Genomic DNA, 17,496 nt, shown 5'->3' with positions numbered 1-17,496 from the left:
TAAAATGTTAAAATCAGGAATAAACGTTAAAATTTTTATTGAATTTAATAATTGATTAATAATATTTCAAAAAATTATTTTATAATCAAAAAAACGTTTAAAAAATATCAAGTTTACAACGGTAATTTTGTGTTATTTTGGGAATGGAATATATTATTAACCCTAGTAATTTAGAGTGGTAACGGGGAATACAACCTTGTTTTAAAAACACAAAAAAACCTGATTAATTTCTAAAAAATCAATCAGGTTTATGGATAATAAATTTAATATAAAGGTTTTATCCTTTTATATCTACAACTTCTAAATCGAAAGTTACATCATGTCCGGCAAGCGGATGGTTGGCATCAACAGTAATTGTGTCTTCCTTTACTTCCACAACCATTAAATTATGCTCTGTACCATCAGGAGCGGTAGAGACTAAAGCCATACCAACTTCCGGATTTATTTCCGGTGGTAATTGATTTTTCTGTACTTCCTGAATTAATTCAGGGCGCGATTGTCCAAACGCCGCTTCCATTGGTAAATCGATGGTCTTTTTTTCATTCAGTTTCATGTCGATCAACGCAGCTTCAAACCCGGGAATCATTTGTCCTTGGCCTAAAGTAAACTCAAGAGGCTCACGACCTTCCGATGTATCAAAAACCTGACCGTTAGATAGTTTACCCGTGTAGTGTACTTTAACTGTATTGTTCTCTTTAACTTGACTCATAAACTTTTGTTTTTAATTTTTAAACAGGTGGCTCATAACTTTTATGAATTCCTGATTAATATTTAGCATGTCAAGCGCTAAAACCAAGCCAAAGGCTGACACCTGTAATATTGACAGGTTTTAACTACATAATAATAGGACTATTTGATTTTACCTGATAAAATAACATCCTGAAAGTAATTAATTGGTTCTGACTACGGAATTGAGTAACTTTATATGCCTCATCATAAGAACATTACATTCTAAACACATTAATTTTTATGGAAACAAAACAAGTAAAGGCCTTCGGAACGGACGCTTCCGATTATGCTTTGGGGGCAATGGATATTAAACGGCGACTGGCAACACCTAAAGATATAGAACTGGAAATTTTGTATTGCGGCGTATGTCATTCCGATCTCCATTTTGCCCGCAACGATTGGGGATTCACAGTATATCCTGTGGTACCGGGACATGAAATTGTAGGCAGGGTAACTCAAACAGGAAATGGCGTTACCAAACATAAAGTAGGTGATATTGTTGCTGTAGGCTGTTTGGTAGATTCCTGCCGCAGCTGTAATAACTGTAAAGCTGATCTGGAACAATACTGCCCGGAATGGGTGGGAACGTATGGCGGACAAGATAAACATTTACAACAACCTACCTTTGGCGGATATTCAGAAAGTATAGTTGTTGACGAACATTTCGTGCTATCTGTTCCCGATAACCTGGATCTTGCCGGTGTTGCACCGGTGTTATGCGCCGGAATAACAACCTGGTCACCTTTACGGCACTGGAATGTAAGCGAAGGGAGTAAAGTAGCTGTAGTAGGATTGGGTGGTTTAGGACATATGGCCATAAAGCTGGCACATGCACTAAAAGCCGAAGTCACTTTGTTTTCCCGTTCTCCCGAAAAAATAGAGGATGCCAAAAGGTTGGGAGCAGATCATGTGGTTATTTCCACAGATGAGAGTCAAATGAAAGATGTACAAGGTAAATTTGATGTAATTATAGATACGGTTCCTTATGCACACGACATAAATCCGTATGTTGGTACCTTAAATGTAAACGGAACTTTAGTGCTTGTGGGGTACTTAGGCCCCTTAGACCCAATGCTTAATTCTGTTCCTATGATTATGGGACGTCGAAAGGTTGCAGGTTCTCTTATTGGAGGAATTGCAGAAACCCAGGAACTGCTGGATTTTTGTGGTGCACACAATATTACTTCCGATATAGAGGTTATAAATATTCAGGAGATTAATGAAGCATATGAACGCATGTTAAAGAGTGATGTACATTACCGATTTGTAATCGATATGGGATCACTTAAAAATTAAAGCCCCAACTAATAGCTAACTAAAACCGATGCATTACCGTATCGGTTTTTTAATTTAATAATAGGTGCTTTGTACGGAAAGCTTTATTTTTATACTAGCATATTAATCCATAAATAAAGTGATATGACTATCATTACCTTAACCGTAAATCCGGCATTAGATAAAAGTGCAAAAGTAGATCAGGTTATACCCGATCAGAAATTAAGTTGTTATGATATCCAGTATCAGGCTGGAGGAGGGGGGATTAATATATCCAGAGTACTACATACTCTTGGGGTAAAAAACACCTGTATTTATACTGCCGGTGGTGACACTGGATTCCAGCTCACTAAATTATTAAAAGAAGAACAAGTAGACACTTTACCTATTAAAGTTCAGGGTGTGACACGAGAGAATTTATCGGTAGTTGATACCCATACACAATTACAATATCGATTTGGAATGCCGGGACAAACCTTAACGGAAAAAGAAATTGAAACCATTACAGAAACCGTTCTGGCTAAAGCTCAGGAACCGGCATTGGTTATTTTAAGCGGTAGTTTATCAGATTCCATGCCTCAGGATTTATATGCCAGATTAGTTAAGTTACTAACCGACAGGCACATTAAAGTCGTTATAGATACTTCGGGTAAAGCATTAACAGAAACTTTAAAGGAACCTGTGTTTTTAATTAAACCCAATAGAAAAGAACTGGCGCAACTGGCCGGGAATACCGAATTGAATAAAATGCAGCAGGAAGAATTTGCAATGGATCTGGTACAATCTAAACAAGTGCAGTATGTTGCTGTATCTCAAGGAGGGGAAGGAGCGTTTCTGGCTTGTCCTTTGGGAATTTTCTATTGTAAACCTCCGGAAATTACCGTAAAAAGTACAATTGGTGCCGGAGATAGTATGGTTGCCGGAATGGTTTATGCCATACAAAAAGGGATGACTCCACAAGACATAATTAAATGGGGCGTAGCCTGCGGCGTGGCGACCACAATGACTGAAGGCACAAATTTAGCAACCCAGGACCATATTAATAAGGTATTGACTTTCTTAAAATAATTATGTAAAATAGAACGCGTAATTAGTCTTTAAAATGAAGACGATACAGGAGTTCGACTTTAAATAAGGCGCCATCCTTAAACCTTGTATTCAGTCGGTTGCGGTGATCTCCAAAATATATATTGGTTATAGCAAAATCTACGGTATAATTACCGTCATAAACATCGTATGAACGTCCTATAGCATACCCAACTTTAGCGTTTAAATAAACAGAATCAAACAGTTTGTATCTGAGATATCCCGATATTTCATTAGTGGTTTTAACCACGTAATCCTTGGCTTCGGTATAGTTATTCTGACTTAAATTATAGGTCGTTCCAAGGCCATCAAACTTAACACCAGTCCAGAACCGGGAACTTAATCTGTAATTAATATCAGCTAAAATAGGAAGATTTAAATTGGCTTCCAGCTTGTCATTTTCGCTCAAATAATAAATTCCTAAAATGGGAACAAACAAAAGCCCGTAGTTTTCAGTATTAGCATATAAACCATATTTTAATTTAAAATCTGTTGTTCTGGTGTTAGTTATTAAAGCCAGAAAAGCACATTGAAAATTGTCGCTGTTAAATCTTAATTTATCACTTGCCAGTTTAGGAATAAGCATATAAGTCGCCGACCATTTTTTATTATAAACATGGTTTAATCCGAGGCCCAGACCAATAACTTTTAAATCTGTTGTAGATTGCTCGGGATCTAATTTTAAATTCGTTGTATTGGCAAACAGTCCGGTTAAAAGTGCAGTGTTTTCATTTAATGGAATTGGAAGTGTAATATCGAGTGATAATTCCTCAATTTGGGTTTGGGCTTTAGAATTTTCAAAACTATTGTTTGGTGTATTACTATAAAATGCGGTTGCCAGATTTACATATTCTTGTGAGAAACTGAAAAGAGAACATAAACAGAAAAGAACAGAAACTAAAACTTTCATTTATTGTAATACGGATTTGGGATATTATGCTTTAACAAAGGTATTAGTTTGTGTAATACATATAAGAGTAATTCTTCATTTTTTATAATCCTTGGTCAGTTTAAAAAGTGCTATTAGGTCGTAAAATAGCTCTAACTTAATTGTTGACGATATAAAACACTGCGTATTCATTATATCTACAACTATGTTAAATACCAATATTCGGCATTTTACACATTATGTGCTATAATTTATATTATGTAAAATAGAATATTTTTAACCTTAACCTTCTCCAACATTATTTACTGCTACGTTAGTTTTTCACTAAAAGCCTAGTTTAATATACATGCGTATAATTTTAATATACGGGTTTTGGTAAAGGAAATTTTTAAATACGCGATTCTCAGCGATTGCAATTTTTGAAGTTTTCTAATCAAATTTTCATTTTCAATCAACATTTAAAAACATCTGTTACACATAGTTACTTCTTTTCATTACTTATCTTTCCTTTTGGCTCGTCTCCAAACGATATAAAATATAATCATGGCTATTGGCATAACTATAAATACAATCACATCGAATGGACTGGATAAATCTATAGCGGAATTATCATCGGGATTTGGTGTCCCTATGGGTAATTGTAACATTAAAGCCCCGTATACTAACAACATAACTATTTTAAATTAAGTTCTTTATATTCTATAAGTTACAAAATATAAAATGAAACGGTATCGGATACAGTTCACGATACCGTATTGTTGGTCAGATTATCAGTATTTCCTTTCAATCTTTACTAGCCACATGTTTATTACCTCCCTGGTATACCTTAAATTCTAACAGATTATATTTATTTAAAAGTGGTTCCGGATTCATAGCAATATTTTCGTGTTTTAAATGGGTATCAAAAAAATTGAGTAAAAGATCATTGGTAAGTGCTATACCTAATTCAGCATCGATAGTTCCTGTTTGTGCCAGAGATTGTACAGGGACCATAAACGGGATATCCATAAAATTAGGATGAGCCGCAGTCTTAATTTTCGTTTCGTAAAAATAATCGGTGCTTTTATTTTTATACACATGAGCATTGATATCTTCATGATCTTGAGGCCAGTCTGCCGAAATATATAAAAATGGTTTTGTGTATATGGTGTCCATCATTTCTCCCCATTGCACACCGTCTATATTTGCAGCCGCTTTAATGCGCTTATCCTTTAAAGCTACCTGACCGGCAGCACCGCCACCGCGCGAATGTCCGAACACTCCAATTTGAGTTAAATCCATTTTATCTTTTAAGAAACCTTCGGAATTCCAGGCTTCAAACTGATCTATAGTATACATTATATCTGCAGTCCAACGCTTAACCATATGTGTTACATTGTAGTTCTTGGAAGCTTCGCGAATTATAGCATGACGTTCGCTATACGATAAATTTTTATTCTTAAAAGCCTCGCGTATAGGTTGGATATGTGACATAGCATCGGCATCTTCACGTTGCTGAAATTCATGGTTGAAATATTTTTCTGATCCGTCAGGAAATGTGGATCCCAGACTTTCATACGTATGGTTCATATTTACAATAATGTAACCATGACTTGCAATTTCTGATAACAAAGCGTAATACCCTGAGGCATTGGAACCATAGCCATGAGAAAACACCAAAACAGGAAAACGATTATTGGCAATTTTTGCTTCCGGATACACATGAGTTTTTACTAGATCCAGATAATTCATGGATGCAGGAGGCAGTAGTCCTCCCCCATATTTCATGATAAAATTAGTCCTGTTAGCATGATCGAGATATGGTTCCTGTTGTCCTAAAGACGCGGTAGTTGCCGGATACCATATTTTAACAATAAATTCGCGTTTATCGTTAATGTCCTTTGTTATAGGCTCGTTCATTGGTGTTTTTAAAAGTATATTGTGTGTCCCCACAGCGTACTGGCCTGTAGGTTTTGGTAAAGAAAATACGGGAAGTATTTTGGGTAAACCCCAGGCTGGAATAAGAGCAAGAATTAGTACCCCATAGCCTAATCCTCTTAAAAAAGTCATGCGTTTTGTTATGGAATAATCTGTGTTCCAGATACGCCAGATTAGAAATAAAAGGAGTCCGTAGGCAGGAAACATCTGCCAGCGCCCGCCCTCTATTATAATATGTAATAGCAGTACCATTGTTAATGTAATAGTGACTTGTTTTTTAGATATTAATTTTAGTACAGGACGTTTAATAAATGGTAAAATACTGACTATAAGTAATAATACTAGTTCTAAAATTCTCATAAGGTTAAAAGTTTAGTGAAACAATACTATAAAAGTACTTGTGAAGTTTAACTCAATCAAGGTGAAATCGGGGTGTAAATTCGTTGTTTAAAGTGCTTATTCTGAAAATGGATAAAATAATATGAGAATTATAAAATTACAGAACTATTAAAGGTAGCTTGGACATCCCCTATCTTTCAGTGCTATTAAGTGTTCATCAAAATCGGGATCAAGTATATTTCCTGATGGCTTATGACAAAACGGACACGAATTGAGGTTACCGTTAGTATCGATATAAATGCTTTTGTTTCCAGCACTTAAACACCCCATTCTGCGCTGATAATAGCCATGATACGTTAAAATAGGGTAATCTTTATATTTTGGGTTAAAATTTATGGTTTCAAAAACATCTTCCAAAATTTTAATTTCCTTCTTTTGTAGTAAGACATCTTTATTACTATAATGTCCGACCGCTTTCGGTTCTAAAATTTGCACAAAAGGAATTTTCAAATTTTTGGCCAATTCCAAATAACAGAACAAATGATTTTTGCTGGCTAACTCACGTGTAACACAAACTGAAAGTCCTGTAATCAATTTGTGTTTTCTTGCATTTAAAATAGCTTGCTCTACCCAAAAATAGGCATCCTTAAATTGCCTGAATCTATTATGCTTTTCGGGCAAATAATGGTCTAAACTAATAACAACACCGGTTAAGCCCGCATCTTTTAATTGTTTGGCATTAGCATCTGTAAGTTTATATCCCGAGGTATATATCCAGAAATCAGTAACTGACTTCGCTTGTTTTAAAATAGCCATAATATAGTCCATTTTTAACAGAGGCTCTCCGCCAGATATAAAGAGCTGGCTTACTCCCTTTTCCTGAATAATGTTTACAATACGCTGTAAATCTTTTTTATTTAAGGTATCTTTTTTATTAAGTTCGTCCCACTCAAAGCAATGTTCACATTGTAAAGCGCATTTTTTAGTTATCGCCAGTATGGTGCTTGAAAACCGATTTACTTTTTTATTCGTTATTGGTTTGTAGCCCTGTATTTGAGATAAAATAAAGGCGTCAAACACAAGTCCTGGCCACCCTGGAGTATAGAGTTCTAAATAATATTTACCATTACTTTTTATCATTTTCTGTACGCTATGGTGTCCCAGAAACTGGCGTCTTAGTTTAATTATATAACGCAAAGCGCCCAACCAGTCCATTGGACTGGAATAGCTACCGCGAATTAATTTTAAAATGTTTAACTGCATTTTATAGCGTATCCATTGTAATGTTAATCCACGAATAACCTCATGGTTACCATCCAACTCATGACTCTTGATTAAAGGAGATACTTGATTTTGTTTTTGAAGTTCGAATGCCATAATGCTATTTATTTAGAAACTAAATCGAACTGACTTTCATAATCCATTAGGGCTGCATATTCCAGTCTGGAATACTCTGTAAATGCCTCAGCTTCTTTAAAAACTTTTAGTTGCATTAAATTGGGCTTGGTTTTATAATCTCTTATATAGGTATAATAGCCTCTATTCTTTAAAAAGTAGGACGCCTTCATTTGAGCACTAGATGTATTCGTTTTAAAGGAAACAGTAACGGCATCTCCTACATTGGGTTGTACCAAATATTTACCCTCGGATTCCAATAATAAAGGTGTTACATCCTGATGATTCTGATCTATAGCCTGAAATGGATTTATATAATTTACTTCCAATTTGTCCTGACTGGAATAGTCTACTGCGGTATAGTCAACTTCCCAGAACATGAAACCGGTCTCCAGCTTTATCTCCAGATCTTTAGTTTGTATTTTTGTTAAATCTATAGGTACTACTATATCCCGTGTTGCCATGGGCCCAACAGTCTGTATACGCTGGACTAATTCCCAGCCCGTTGAATTTTTAACATAAACAGCTAATGGTAAATGCTGAGAGTTTATCCAGTTTGTGTTTTCCTCTCTGGTATATTCAGCTTGTTTTTTCTGAAATTCGGGAAAATAAGTGCCAAATAAAGCATTGAATTTTCCAAAAACATAGTCTAACCAAAGCGAATTTTTTAGAGTTAAAACCAGTTTGGCCTGAGTTGCATTTAAAGGTTTTTCAAAACTAAGTTCTACCTGTCTCGTATTTTTGTTTGTATTTAGGTTTGTATTGAATAGATACGAGTTCTCATCCTTTTCCATAGCCGGAATTATATTGGAAGTTTCCTGATCTATAAGAACTTGTTTTGGAGCCTGAGGGTTTTTAATGCTATACGGGGTTCCATCAGAATCCATTAAAACCTCTATGTCTTTGGGGTGAATTACTTCTATTAGCTGGACCAAATCTGTATATTGAACTTCCTTTAATTCGTTAGAGATTTTTACGTTAAAGTCATCATTTTCAGAAAAAATTTCAGGTAATTTAATATAATCATCCCGCTGTTGGTTTTCTGTAAGCACCCCCGGATATAATTCACCAGTGAAAACGAAATTATCACCATTCTGAACATAGATATACGGGCAGGAACTTTTAGTTAGCGCAACAACTATCGTCGCTATAGCCAGAACGCCAATAACCCCTAAAAACGCATTAGCAATACTTCGGCCTGTATTTTTATCGTTTACCGAAATTTTAGTAATGGCTGAAAATGGAATTGTTATCGGTGATCCATATTGACGTAAATCAATGTCTTCTAAATAAAAATGCAGTTCGTTAAAAGGTGATGCTTTACTTTGTGAATATGCATGTACGCGTTTGGTCTCACGAGGCTTTTCTGTTATATGTTTTGCTGTCAATTCCGCTACAGTACCCGACATGGTTTTATCGTATTCGTTTAAAGTGATATTTTCCAGATGCCAGGTAACCAGAGGGGAATGCATAACCGCATAAGGCTTTTCCTTATTTAAAGTTTCTATTTGTTGTCCGAGAGTTTCAGGTTGGGTTACCACATCATGAACGTTATAATAGCTACATGCCGTAACAAGATGTGATAACAAAATGATTAAAATATAGGCTATAACCCGTGTTGTTTTTTTATGAATTGAAAAGTATGTTAAGGGACAAAAACCGGAATGTAATGGCGTTTTCATAGTTCGGAAACTTTATATAATAAGTTTCGAAAATGGTCAATTTGGAACTCTGTAACACTAACTCTTAATAATAACTTAAAGTATTGATTTAAAGTAGTATAAATTTAATTAATTAAACTAAAAAACACAATTTATTAATTCGAAGAATTTTGAATCTTTCAAAACAAAATGGGAACAAAAAAAAGCGTATTTAATTCGATACGCTTTTTTTAAATTTTAATTAAATTAACTGTACTATTTAGTTCACGTCTAGTAATTCTACATCGAAAATTAAAACTGCACCTGCCGGGATAGTCTGGCTGCCATATCTGCCATAAGCCAAATGCGACGGAATTAATAATTTACCTTTACCACCAACTTTAAAATAAGTAATACCTTCTTTAAAGCCTTCAATTACATTACTAACATTAAAGCTAACCCCTGTATCGTTACTATGATCGAATACCGTTCCATCTGTAAAATACCCTTTGTAAATAACGCTAATTTCAGAAGAACTATTTGGTTGCTCGCCTGTACCCTGCTCCTCAATCACATAATATAAACCAGAATCTGAGGCCTGAGCTGTTAATTCATTCTCGCTGATATAATCTAAAATTTCCTTTTCGTTTTCCACTTTCAAATCGATAACTTCGATTTCGAACACAATTACCGAACCACCTGGAATGTCCTGATAATCATTACTCCCATAAGCAAGATGTGCGGGAACAAGTAGCATCCCGCTTCCTCCTTCGTTAAAATACTGAAGGCCTTCGGTCCAGCCCGGAATAACGTATTGAAGATTCAGACTTATCATATCTTCTAAATTCTCATCCAGAACGGTTCCATCGGTTAACATAGCTTTATATTTTACAGTAACATCGGATGTAGCAGTAATAGCAGCTCCACTCCCCTGTTCTTCTATAACGTAATATAACCCTGAATTTGTGCCATATGCATTTAAATTGTTATTCGAAATATAAGCCTGAATTTCCAGTGCATTTTCTTCGGAATAATCTTTATTTGAAAAGTCATCGTCAGCACTACAAGACACCATAAATAATACAATAAAAGCAGATAAAATATACTTCATGATTTGAGATTTTAAATTGATTCGCAAACATAAAAAATTAGCCTGAGCTTTAATTGGTAACAGGCTTTTAATTGCAGGAAAATTAGGCAAAACTAGGCCTGATAGGCTACTTAATTTTAAGAATATACACGTTTATTAAATGAATTTTACTAGATTGAACTCTAAATTAATCCCTTTCTTCCATGTTCCAGTGTTTACGTGTTTTAGTATGTATTGTTTGTTTTGCCTGTGGCGTAAGGGCTCAAAAGGCACATATAAAACAGATGGAAACTTTAGAGGACTTCATAGCGCATTCTAAAATAACAGACTGGGAAGTGGTTCAGCAAAAAGATGGTGTAGTTGTTAGCTACAGAGATCTGGAATTTAACGATACTATTATAACCCGGGAATTATGTGTGAAGTTCAAAACCCAATCGACCGTTGAGAAAGTGTATGAACTGGTTGTGAATCCTAATAAAATAACAGATTGGAACGATGCCATAAAGAGTATGAAAACACTAAAACAAACAGATTCCTACTGGATTGCACATAGTATTTATAATATTCCATTTCCATTAACCAAACAGGATCTGGTTGCAAAATACTGGCTGGAACGTACGCCGGAAAGCCTTATCATTCATGTAAAAGCTGTACCGGACTATATCCCTGAAGTAAAAGGTCTGGCTCGTGAAGCTTATAATTTATCACAATGGACATTCACTCCACAACAATCAGGTTTTATAGATGTGGAATTTACAGGTATTACCCTGTCCGATTCTAAAATCCCCAGATTTATTAAGGACCCCATTATACAGCGGAAATTATTACATTCCTTCCTGACCTTAAAAAATCTATTATAGATTGATTAATTTAGTTTTCTACATTTAATTTCTTAGCTCTGAACCTCTGAAAAATTAAAATCTTTTTCTTAGTGTTAATAAAATATACACCAGTTAATAAAATGCCTCCGGCAATTACAGACTGTAAACTGATTTGTTCATCCAGTACATACCAGCCTAAAAGTAAAGCAATAACAGGATTAACATAAGCCGAAGTGGATACTTTTTCTGTAGCAACTGTCTTTAATAAATAATTAAAAGCAGAGAATGCCACTATACTTCCCAACAGGATGAGTAAGACCATTGCTATTTGTGCATTTAAACTCCATTGCAAGGGTGAAACCCAGGATTCATTGAATGCCCAACTTCCCAAAAGCAATATACTACCCGCACTTACCATCTGATATCCGGTGCTAACAAAAAAATGAGACGGTAAATTAGCTTTGGATACAAAAATACTGGCATAGCTCCAACTCAACACGCAGGTAAATAACATTATAATTCCGATGGTACTTTCGTGGTTCAATTCTAAAGTATCCTGACTAATTAAAAAGTACATCCCAATTAACCCCAGAAATACACCGACTAAAGATTTAGGTTGAATTTTATTTCCGTGCAGTATACGCATAAGGAAAATCACAAATAAAGGCTGGGTTGCAGCAATTAAAGCAGCAAATCCGGAATCGACATATTTTAAAGCCCAAACAAATATACCATTACCATATACTAAAAATAAAAAACCAGCTATACCACAGTTTAACAGTTGTCTTTTGCTAATGCGCAGGGATAATTTTAAAAGTCTGGCAATAACAAGAATTAAACCCCCAGCACTTAAAAACCTTATGGCTGCCAGAAGTAATGGCGCCACTTCGCTCACGACAATTTTATTCATTAAATAGGTTGAACCCCAAATGACGTAAATAGCGAAAAATGACAAAACAATAAGCAGCCCTTTTTGAGGTTTACTCATAACCAATTGCATTAAAATTTAACGCGTAATGATATGAAATCTTTGGCTATATACGGTGTAAAATCCAATGATTTTTTAATAACTAAATTAGGGGTTAAAAACAGTAAGCCATTGTGCTCAAAGCGAAGGATTAACTGTATTTCGCGACCTTACCCTGAACTCCTTTAAAAAAACGCTGAATAACTTTAAAATCGGCTTCCATATCGTCTGTAGGGTAAAATGGAACCGATATTTTATTTTGTTTTTTACCAAAATCGAAAGTAACCATTACAATTGGTACCTGCGCTGTTTTGGCTATAAAATAAAATCCTGTTTTCCAGTTTTTAACTTTTTTTCTGGTGCCTTCCGGAGCAATAGCTAATCGGAATTCTTCTCTGGAGTTAAATAAATCAGCAATAGCCTGCACTTTATTTTGTCCAGAAGTACGATCGAGTGCAACACCGCCTACTCCACGGAAATACAGTCCCATTGGCCACTTAAATAATTCCTTTTTAGCTACAAAATTTATTGGAGTATCGGTGATTTTTCTAATTAACAAGCCGAAATAAAAATCATGCCAGCTGGTGTGAGGTGCGGCAATAACCACATACTTTTTTAATTCCTTAGGAAATTCACCTTTTAGTTTCCATCCTAAAAGTTTAAAATATATAAACTTGTAAAGTGACTTAAACATTCTAAAACTTTCTTAGATCTACATTTTTTCATACAGGCTGCGTAACTTCTCCCTAGTCATAATAGATTCCCATTCTTTTCCCAGTGCATTTTCCCAAAGTGGAGCAAGTCCAAGAGCAACATCCATCATGGTTTCGAATTCACTTTCGCTAAGATTCTTACATAAGCCTTGAGGTAATTCTATATTGTGTTTTGCTTTCATTGCTTTAAATAACTTTACACCTTCAGGATAAAATTCTTCCAGATAATCAAAAACAATACAGTTTCCAATACCGTGTTTAACTCCAAGAACATAGGCTAAACCATAACTCATGGCGTGAGCTACACCAACCTGAGAGTATGCGATACTCATACCGCCGTGCCAGGATGCCATCATGAGTTTATCCTGTGATTCTGCTTCAGATAAAGTGTCTTCCAGAAAAATTTCCTTACATAATTCTAAAGATTTTTCACCGTAACTCTGGCTAAAAGCATTTAAATAGCTACCCGTTAAAGATTCTATACAATGAATATAACAATCCATGCCGGTATAAAACCACTGGTCTTTAGGGACGTCTTTTGTCAATTCAGGGTCCAAAAGCACCTGATCGAAAGGTGTATAATCTGAATTTATCCCTAATTTTTTATCCGGTCCAGTTAAAACTGTAGTTCTGGAAACTTCTGCCCCGGTACCAGAAATTGTTGGCACTCCAACATGATAAATCGCCGGATTGTTTACCAGATCCCAACCCTGATAATCCTTGGCTTCTCCCGGGTTGGTTAACATAATGGCTACGGCCTTGGCTAAATCCAGTACGGTACCACCACCAATACCAATTATTCCAGACGGGCGCTCTTTAAATTCTAAAATAATCTGTTCTACCAAAGCATCTACCTGTGATGTTTTTGGTTCTTCACTGGCTGAAATAAAAATAATCTGATCCTGATAGGCCAACGGTATTCTGGTGTTTAACCAAGCGTTTTCTTCGAAAACATCATCAACCAAAAAAATAAACGGTGCATTTACGTTTATACGTTTTGGCTCTAAAATGTCTCCTAACTGATCAAAACTACCGCGTCCAAATACAACTTTAGACACCATTGGAAAATTTTTGTATTGCATTTATATTTTTAAAATGACTTTATTATTAATTTAAAATGTCTAAAACTTCCGATAATTCCGAAAGGGTTTTATACGCTTTACCATTGGTTTCCTTTTCGGTAACCTGTTCATGAATCCACGTGGTATGAAATGGCACATGGATGGCATGAGCTTTAATATTGATTAAAGGCAAAACATCTGATTTTAAGGAATTACCTATCATTAAAAACTCCGAAGGGTTTATATCCAGATGATTTAGAAGTTTAGAATAATTTGATTCTGTTTTATCGCTTAAAACTTCTATATGATGAAAATAATCCAGTAAACCGGATTGTTTTAATTTTCGCTCCTGATCCAGTAGATCGCCTTTTGTGGCAACGATTAACTTATACGATTTTGATAACTCCTGTAATACGGTTTCAACGCCATCCAATAATTCCACTGGTTTATTAATCATGTCTTTACCAATGTTAAGAATGGCATTAATCGTTTTGTTAGATACTGTGTTATTCGATAATTCTAAGGCCAGTTCGACCATAGATAACACAAAACCTTTAATGCCATAGCCATATAATGGTAAATTTGCCAGTTCCTTTTTAAAAAGTTCCTGATCTATTTTATTTTTGGTTTCGAATGCAGATAAGAGTTTACCAAATTCAGCTTCGGCATCTCTGAAATACGTTTCGTTAACCCAGAGGGTATCATCGGCATCAAAACCAATTACTTTTATGTTACTGTAATCTATTTCCATAGTTTTTTAGCGCGTTCCAAATCCTCAGGGGTATCAATTTCAACGCCCTGAACATCGGTTTCAACCATTTTTATACGTTTTCCGTATTCCAGATAACGAATGCATTCAATCTTTTCTGAAGCTTCCAAAGGTTTCATAGGTAATCTGTAAAAATCTAAAATAGCTTCTTTTCTGAAGGCATAAACGCCCTTGTGCTTATAATATTTTACAGGAGCATTTGTATCTCTTGGATAAGGAATCGGACTACGGGAAAAGTATAAGGCAAAATTGAAATTATCTACAATAACCTTTACTGTATTAGGGTTATTTATTTCTTCCGGATCTGTAATATGAACCATTAAAGAGGCCAGATCTATTTGTTTATCCGGATCTTCTTTAAATACCTCTATTAATTTTTTAAGCGATGTAACTTCTGTAAAAGGTTCATCTCCCTGAACATTTACTACGATATCTATATCTAAATCGGCTACGGCTTCGGCTATTCTGTCGCTACCACATTCATGTTCTTTCTTGCTCATTATAGCTTTACCGCCGTTTTTTACAATCTCGTTGAAAATAATCTCACTATCTGTAACCACAAAAACATCATCGAATAATTGTGTTTCTACTGTAGCTTCATAAGTTCTTAAAATAACCGTTTTTCCTCCCAGATCCTGCATTAGTTTTCCAGGAAATCGAGAAGCGCTGTAGCGCGCAGGAATCATAGAAATGATCTTCATAAAATATTATTAATTCTGTTCCAAAAATAGGACTTTAATACAGACTTTAAGTCCTATTGGATTTAAACTTTTTATAAAACTTGAAAATTAAAAAGATTAGCAGAGCTACTAATACTACAGCCAGTACAGGCAGAAAAATGGAAAACGCAGCCAAAAGTATTGACGTTAGGGTTTCTACAATAGAAACTACCGAATTCCCAACCCCCGCTGTAACAGTGGTTGAAGTTAATCTGGCCGAAGAAGCAGACCCTGCGATGGCTGCTGCTGTTCCTCCTCCTGCAATTATGGCCAGTGCCCAGCTAATTACAGGACTAAAATCGCCTATTGTTGATGCCATGACTATGGTTCCTGCTATACCTGCCAGAGGTATGGCTATAGTGTCCAGTAGATTATCGAGGTAAGGAATTAAATATCCTAGAATTTCCATGATAGTTGCTACACTAAAAACGATCATAGCCGAAGTTTGTCCCAACCATTGCCAGGATGTATTTAGTTCTAAAAGATTAAAATAAGACGCTAAGCTCAATGCAAGCAAAGGTATAAATACCCGAAATCCTACAGCAGCTGCTAAGCCAACACCCAGACATACACTTATTACTGACTCGAATGTCATAATTCCTAAACTTAATCCAACTCAAAAAAGTCGTCTTTAAAGCCTATAAGATACAATTTTTCTTTGGCACGTGTAACAGCAGTGTAGAGCCAACGTAAATAATCCCTATCGATACCATTTGGTAAATAAGGTTGTTCTACAAAAACAGTATTCCACTGGCCTCCCTGAGATTTGTGACAGGTAATGGCATAAGAAAATTTAACTTGTAGTGCATTAAAGTAATTGTTGCTTTTAACCTTTGTAAACTTCTTATAATTAATGGTTTCGTCCTGATAATCGGCCATTACTTCCTGATACAATCTGTTACTGTCCTCGTAAGTTAAAGATGGGGATTCTGCCATAATCGTATCTAACAATAAAACTGTTTCGAAAGGTTTCATTTTAGGGTAATCTACCATACGTACTTTTACTTCGGCAAACCGAAATCCGTATAAATCCTTAAAGCCGAAAATTTCAAGAACTTCTATAATATCACCATTAGCAATAAATCCGGCTTCAGTAGTTGGTTTTACCCAGAAATAATTATTCTTTACAACCATTAAAAAATCTCCGGGAGTCAGCTCATTTTCATTAAAAAGTATTCGACTTCTAATTTGCTGATTATACAGATTAGCGCGCTTATTACTTCTTACTATAATCGCCGTATCCTCGTTTCCTAATTCCTGATACGAGTCGTTAATAGCATCCATAATCTCCTGTCCGTCGGTTAGTCTTACTATATCATTGAAACCTTTAACATCGAATTTAAACGTATCAAAGAAAGTTCCAGACAGCAATTCACGAAGTTGAGTGGCATTATATAGAATACCGGAATCCTGTTCCTGCCGTACCACTTCATCCAATTCTGTATTTGTTACCTCTTTATTGTAATTTAGGCTTAATAATTTAGGGTCTAATGCCGGACTTAAATCTAATTTTACAGGAGGTAACTGCGCTGTATCTCCTATTAAAAGTAACTTACAATGGTGTCCGCTATAGACATACTGCATTAAATCATCAAGTAAAGATCCGTTTTCAAATAATTTAGATTCCCCTGCTGTATCTGAAATCATAGAAGCTTCGTCTACAATAAAAATGGTATTTCGGTGCTTATTCGGCTGTAAGACAAATTTTACGCCTCCACCCTTTTCTTTTTTCGGAAAATATATTTTTTTATGTATCGTAAACGCCTCTTTTTTGGAATAATTGGCAATAACTTTTGCTGCTCTCCCTGTAGGCGCCATTAAAACAGCACTTTTTTTAATTTTCCATAAATTACTTACAATCGTACTGACAATGGTGGTTTTCCCGGTTCCGGCATACCCTTTTAACACATATAAGGCTTTTGGGTCTTTGTTAAAAATAAATTCTGATAATTGTAATAATACAACATCTTGTTTTAAGGTTGGCGTAAACGGAAACTGCTGTTTTATAAGGGAATAAAATTCTGAAGCCTTCATTAAAGGGAATATCGATTGTAGTTTTTGTCAAAGATAGGAATGATTTTTACTC

General features: G+C 35.3%; 17 protein-coding genes. 3 read left to right on the top strand and 14 right to left on the bottom strand.

Features of this window, described 5'->3' with window-relative positions; translation table 11 throughout:
• Window positions 1-277: 277 nt before the first annotated feature.
• Window positions 278-709: an FKBP-type peptidyl-prolyl cis-trans isomerase gene (locus tag I3217_RS02180; RefSeq protein ID WP_435048087.1), complete on the bottom strand. Its 432-nt coding sequence runs from the start codon at window positions 707-709 to the stop codon at window positions 278-280.
• 260 nt (window positions 710-969) lie between these two features.
• Here I3217_RS02180 and I3217_RS02175 point away from each other — a divergent pair, with 260 nt between their 5' ends.
• Entirely contained in the window at window positions 970-2,025 is a 1,056-nt protein-coding gene (locus I3217_RS02175; RefSeq protein WP_435048086.1) for an NAD(P)-dependent alcohol dehydrogenase, read from the top strand.
• A gap of 123 nt (window positions 2,026-2,148) precedes the next feature.
• Entirely contained in the window at window positions 2,149-3,072 is a 924-nt protein-coding gene (locus I3217_RS02170) for a 1-phosphofructokinase family hexose kinase (protein ID WP_435048085.1), read from the top strand.
• Between the two features lie 22 nt (window positions 3,073-3,094).
• Here I3217_RS02170 and I3217_RS02165 read toward each other — a convergent pair whose 3' ends face one another.
• The 6 genes from I3217_RS02165 to I3217_RS02140 form a co-directional block, all read right to left on the bottom strand.
• Window positions 3,095-4,000, bottom strand: coding sequence for a DUF6268 family outer membrane beta-barrel protein (locus I3217_RS02165; protein ID WP_435048084.1), 906 nt, complete (start codon window positions 3,998-4,000; stop codon window positions 3,095-3,097).
• A 473-nt stretch (window positions 4,001-4,473) separates the two neighbouring features.
• The gene (locus I3217_RS02160; RefSeq protein WP_435048083.1) at window positions 4,474-4,650 is read right to left on the bottom strand and encodes an adenylosuccinate synthetase; all 177 of its coding nucleotides are present in this window, start codon (window positions 4,648-4,650) and stop codon (window positions 4,474-4,476) included.
• A 112-nt stretch (window positions 4,651-4,762) separates the two neighbouring features.
• On the bottom strand, window positions 4,763-6,256 hold the full coding sequence (locus I3217_RS02155) for an alpha/beta hydrolase family protein (RefSeq protein WP_435048082.1): 1,494 nt from the start codon (window positions 6,254-6,256) through the stop codon (window positions 4,763-4,765).
• Window positions 6,257-6,403: 147 nt separating this feature from the next.
• Window positions 6,404-7,612, bottom strand: a complete 1,209-nt coding sequence (locus I3217_RS02150; protein ID WP_435048081.1) for a radical SAM protein — start codon at window positions 7,610-7,612, stop codon at window positions 6,404-6,406.
• Between the two features lie 8 nt (window positions 7,613-7,620).
• Window positions 7,621-9,312, bottom strand: a complete 1,692-nt coding sequence (locus I3217_RS02145) for a hypothetical protein (RefSeq protein ID WP_435048080.1) — start codon at window positions 9,310-9,312, stop codon at window positions 7,621-7,623.
• 238 nt (window positions 9,313-9,550) lie between these two features.
• Entirely contained in the window at window positions 9,551-10,381 is an 831-nt protein-coding gene (locus I3217_RS02140) for an FKBP-type peptidyl-prolyl cis-trans isomerase (RefSeq protein WP_435048079.1), read from the bottom strand.
• Between the two features lie 182 nt (window positions 10,382-10,563).
• On the opposite strand from I3217_RS02140, the gene I3217_RS02135 reads away from it, so the two are divergent.
• Window positions 10,564-11,220 carry a hypothetical protein gene (locus I3217_RS02135; protein ID WP_435048078.1) on the top strand — a complete coding sequence of 219 codons (657 nt, stop codon included), beginning with the start codon at window positions 10,564-10,566 and terminating at the stop codon, window positions 11,218-11,220.
• 10 nt (window positions 11,221-11,230) lie between these two features.
• On the opposite strand, the gene I3217_RS02130 is transcribed toward I3217_RS02135, so the two are convergent.
• The 7 genes from I3217_RS02130 to I3217_RS02100 form a co-directional block, all read right to left on the bottom strand.
• The gene (locus I3217_RS02130) at window positions 11,231-12,169 is read right to left on the bottom strand and encodes an EamA family transporter (RefSeq protein ID WP_435048077.1); all 939 of its coding nucleotides are present in this window, start codon (window positions 12,167-12,169) and stop codon (window positions 11,231-11,233) included.
• Window positions 12,170-12,299: 130 nt separating this feature from the next.
• Window positions 12,300-12,842: a 1-acyl-sn-glycerol-3-phosphate acyltransferase gene (locus I3217_RS02125; RefSeq protein ID WP_435048076.1), complete on the bottom strand. Its 543-nt coding sequence runs from the start codon at window positions 12,840-12,842 to the stop codon at window positions 12,300-12,302.
• 18 nt (window positions 12,843-12,860) lie between these two features.
• Window positions 12,861-13,943 (bottom strand): iron-containing alcohol dehydrogenase family protein, encoded by a 1,083-nt coding sequence (locus I3217_RS02120; protein WP_435048075.1) that lies wholly within the window; start codon window positions 13,941-13,943, stop codon window positions 12,861-12,863.
• 25 nt (window positions 13,944-13,968) lie between these two features.
• A complete protein-coding gene (locus I3217_RS02115) occupies window positions 13,969-14,673 on the bottom strand; it encodes an HAD family hydrolase (protein ID WP_435048074.1) in 705 nt (234 codons plus the stop codon).
• Window positions 14,664-15,392, bottom strand: coding sequence for a 3-deoxy-manno-octulosonate cytidylyltransferase (gene kdsB, locus I3217_RS02110; protein WP_435048073.1), 729 nt, complete (start codon window positions 15,390-15,392; stop codon window positions 14,664-14,666). The genes I3217_RS02115 and kdsB overlap by 10 nt, the downstream gene beginning before the upstream one ends.
• Before the next feature lie 46 nt (window positions 15,393-15,438).
• Complete coding sequence (locus tag I3217_RS02105; protein ID WP_435048072.1) at window positions 15,439-16,005, bottom strand: DUF4126 domain-containing protein; 567 nt, start codon at window positions 16,003-16,005, stop codon at window positions 15,439-15,441.
• Window positions 16,006-16,016: 11 nt separating this feature from the next.
• Entirely contained in the window at window positions 16,017-17,444 is a 1,428-nt protein-coding gene (locus I3217_RS02100) for an ATP-dependent DNA helicase (RefSeq protein WP_435048071.1), read from the bottom strand.
• Window positions 17,445-17,496: the final 52 nt, after the last annotated feature.

It is taken from the genome of Formosa sp. S-31 (assembly GCF_051172795.1).
Classification (GTDB): domain Bacteria; phylum Bacteroidota; class Bacteroidia; order Flavobacteriales; family Flavobacteriaceae; genus Formosa.
This window is presented reverse-complemented; position numbering and strand designations above follow the sequence as displayed.

Bases quoted from the DNA above. Each gene is read 5' to 3' on its own strand.
- I3217_RS02180 (WP_435048087.1), bottom strand. From the start codon at position 709: ATGAGTCAAGTTAAAGAGAACAATACAGTTAAAGTACACTACACGGGT.
- I3217_RS02175 (WP_435048086.1), top strand. From the start codon at position 970: ATGGAAACAAAACAAGTAAAGGCCTTCGGAACGGACGCTTCCGATTAT.
- I3217_RS02170 (WP_435048085.1), top strand. From the start codon at position 2,149: ATGACTATCATTACCTTAACCGTAAATCCGGCATTAGATAAAAGTGCA.
- I3217_RS02165 (WP_435048084.1), bottom strand. From the start codon at position 4,000: ATGAAAGTTTTAGTTTCTGTTCTTTTCTGTTTATGTTCTCTTTTCAGT.
- I3217_RS02160 (WP_435048083.1), bottom strand. From the start codon at position 4,650: ATGTTGTTAGTATACGGGGCTTTAATGTTACAATTACCCATAGGGACA.
- I3217_RS02155 (WP_435048082.1), bottom strand. From the start codon at position 6,256: ATGAGAATTTTAGAACTAGTATTATTACTTATAGTCAGTATTTTACCA.
- I3217_RS02150 (WP_435048081.1), bottom strand. From the start codon at position 7,612: ATGGCATTCGAACTTCAAAAACAAAATCAAGTATCTCCTTTAATCAAG.
- I3217_RS02145 (WP_435048080.1), bottom strand. From the start codon at position 9,312: ATGAAAACGCCATTACATTCCGGTTTTTGTCCCTTAACATACTTTTCA.
- I3217_RS02140 (WP_435048079.1), bottom strand. From the start codon at position 10,381: ATGAAGTATATTTTATCTGCTTTTATTGTATTATTTATGGTGTCTTGT.
- I3217_RS02135 (WP_435048078.1), top strand. From the start codon at position 10,564: ATGTTCCAGTGTTTACGTGTTTTAGTATGTATTGTTTGTTTTGCCTGT.
- I3217_RS02130 (WP_435048077.1), bottom strand. From the start codon at position 12,169: ATGAGTAAACCTCAAAAAGGGCTGCTTATTGTTTTGTCATTTTTCGCT.
- I3217_RS02125 (WP_435048076.1), bottom strand. From the start codon at position 12,842: ATGTTTAAGTCACTTTACAAGTTTATATATTTTAAACTTTTAGGATGG.
- I3217_RS02120 (WP_435048075.1), bottom strand. From the start codon at position 13,943: ATGCAATACAAAAATTTTCCAATGGTGTCTAAAGTTGTATTTGGACGC.
- I3217_RS02115 (WP_435048074.1), bottom strand. From the start codon at position 14,673: ATGGAAATAGATTACAGTAACATAAAAGTAATTGGTTTTGATGCCGAT.
- kdsB (WP_435048073.1), bottom strand. From the start codon at position 15,392: ATGAAGATCATTTCTATGATTCCTGCGCGCTACAGCGCTTCTCGATTT.
- I3217_RS02105 (WP_435048072.1), bottom strand. From the start codon at position 16,005: ATGACATTCGAGTCAGTAATAAGTGTATGTCTGGGTGTTGGCTTAGCA.
- I3217_RS02100 (WP_435048071.1), bottom strand. From the start codon at position 17,444: ATGAAGGCTTCAGAATTTTATTCCCTTATAAAACAGCAGTTTCCGTTT.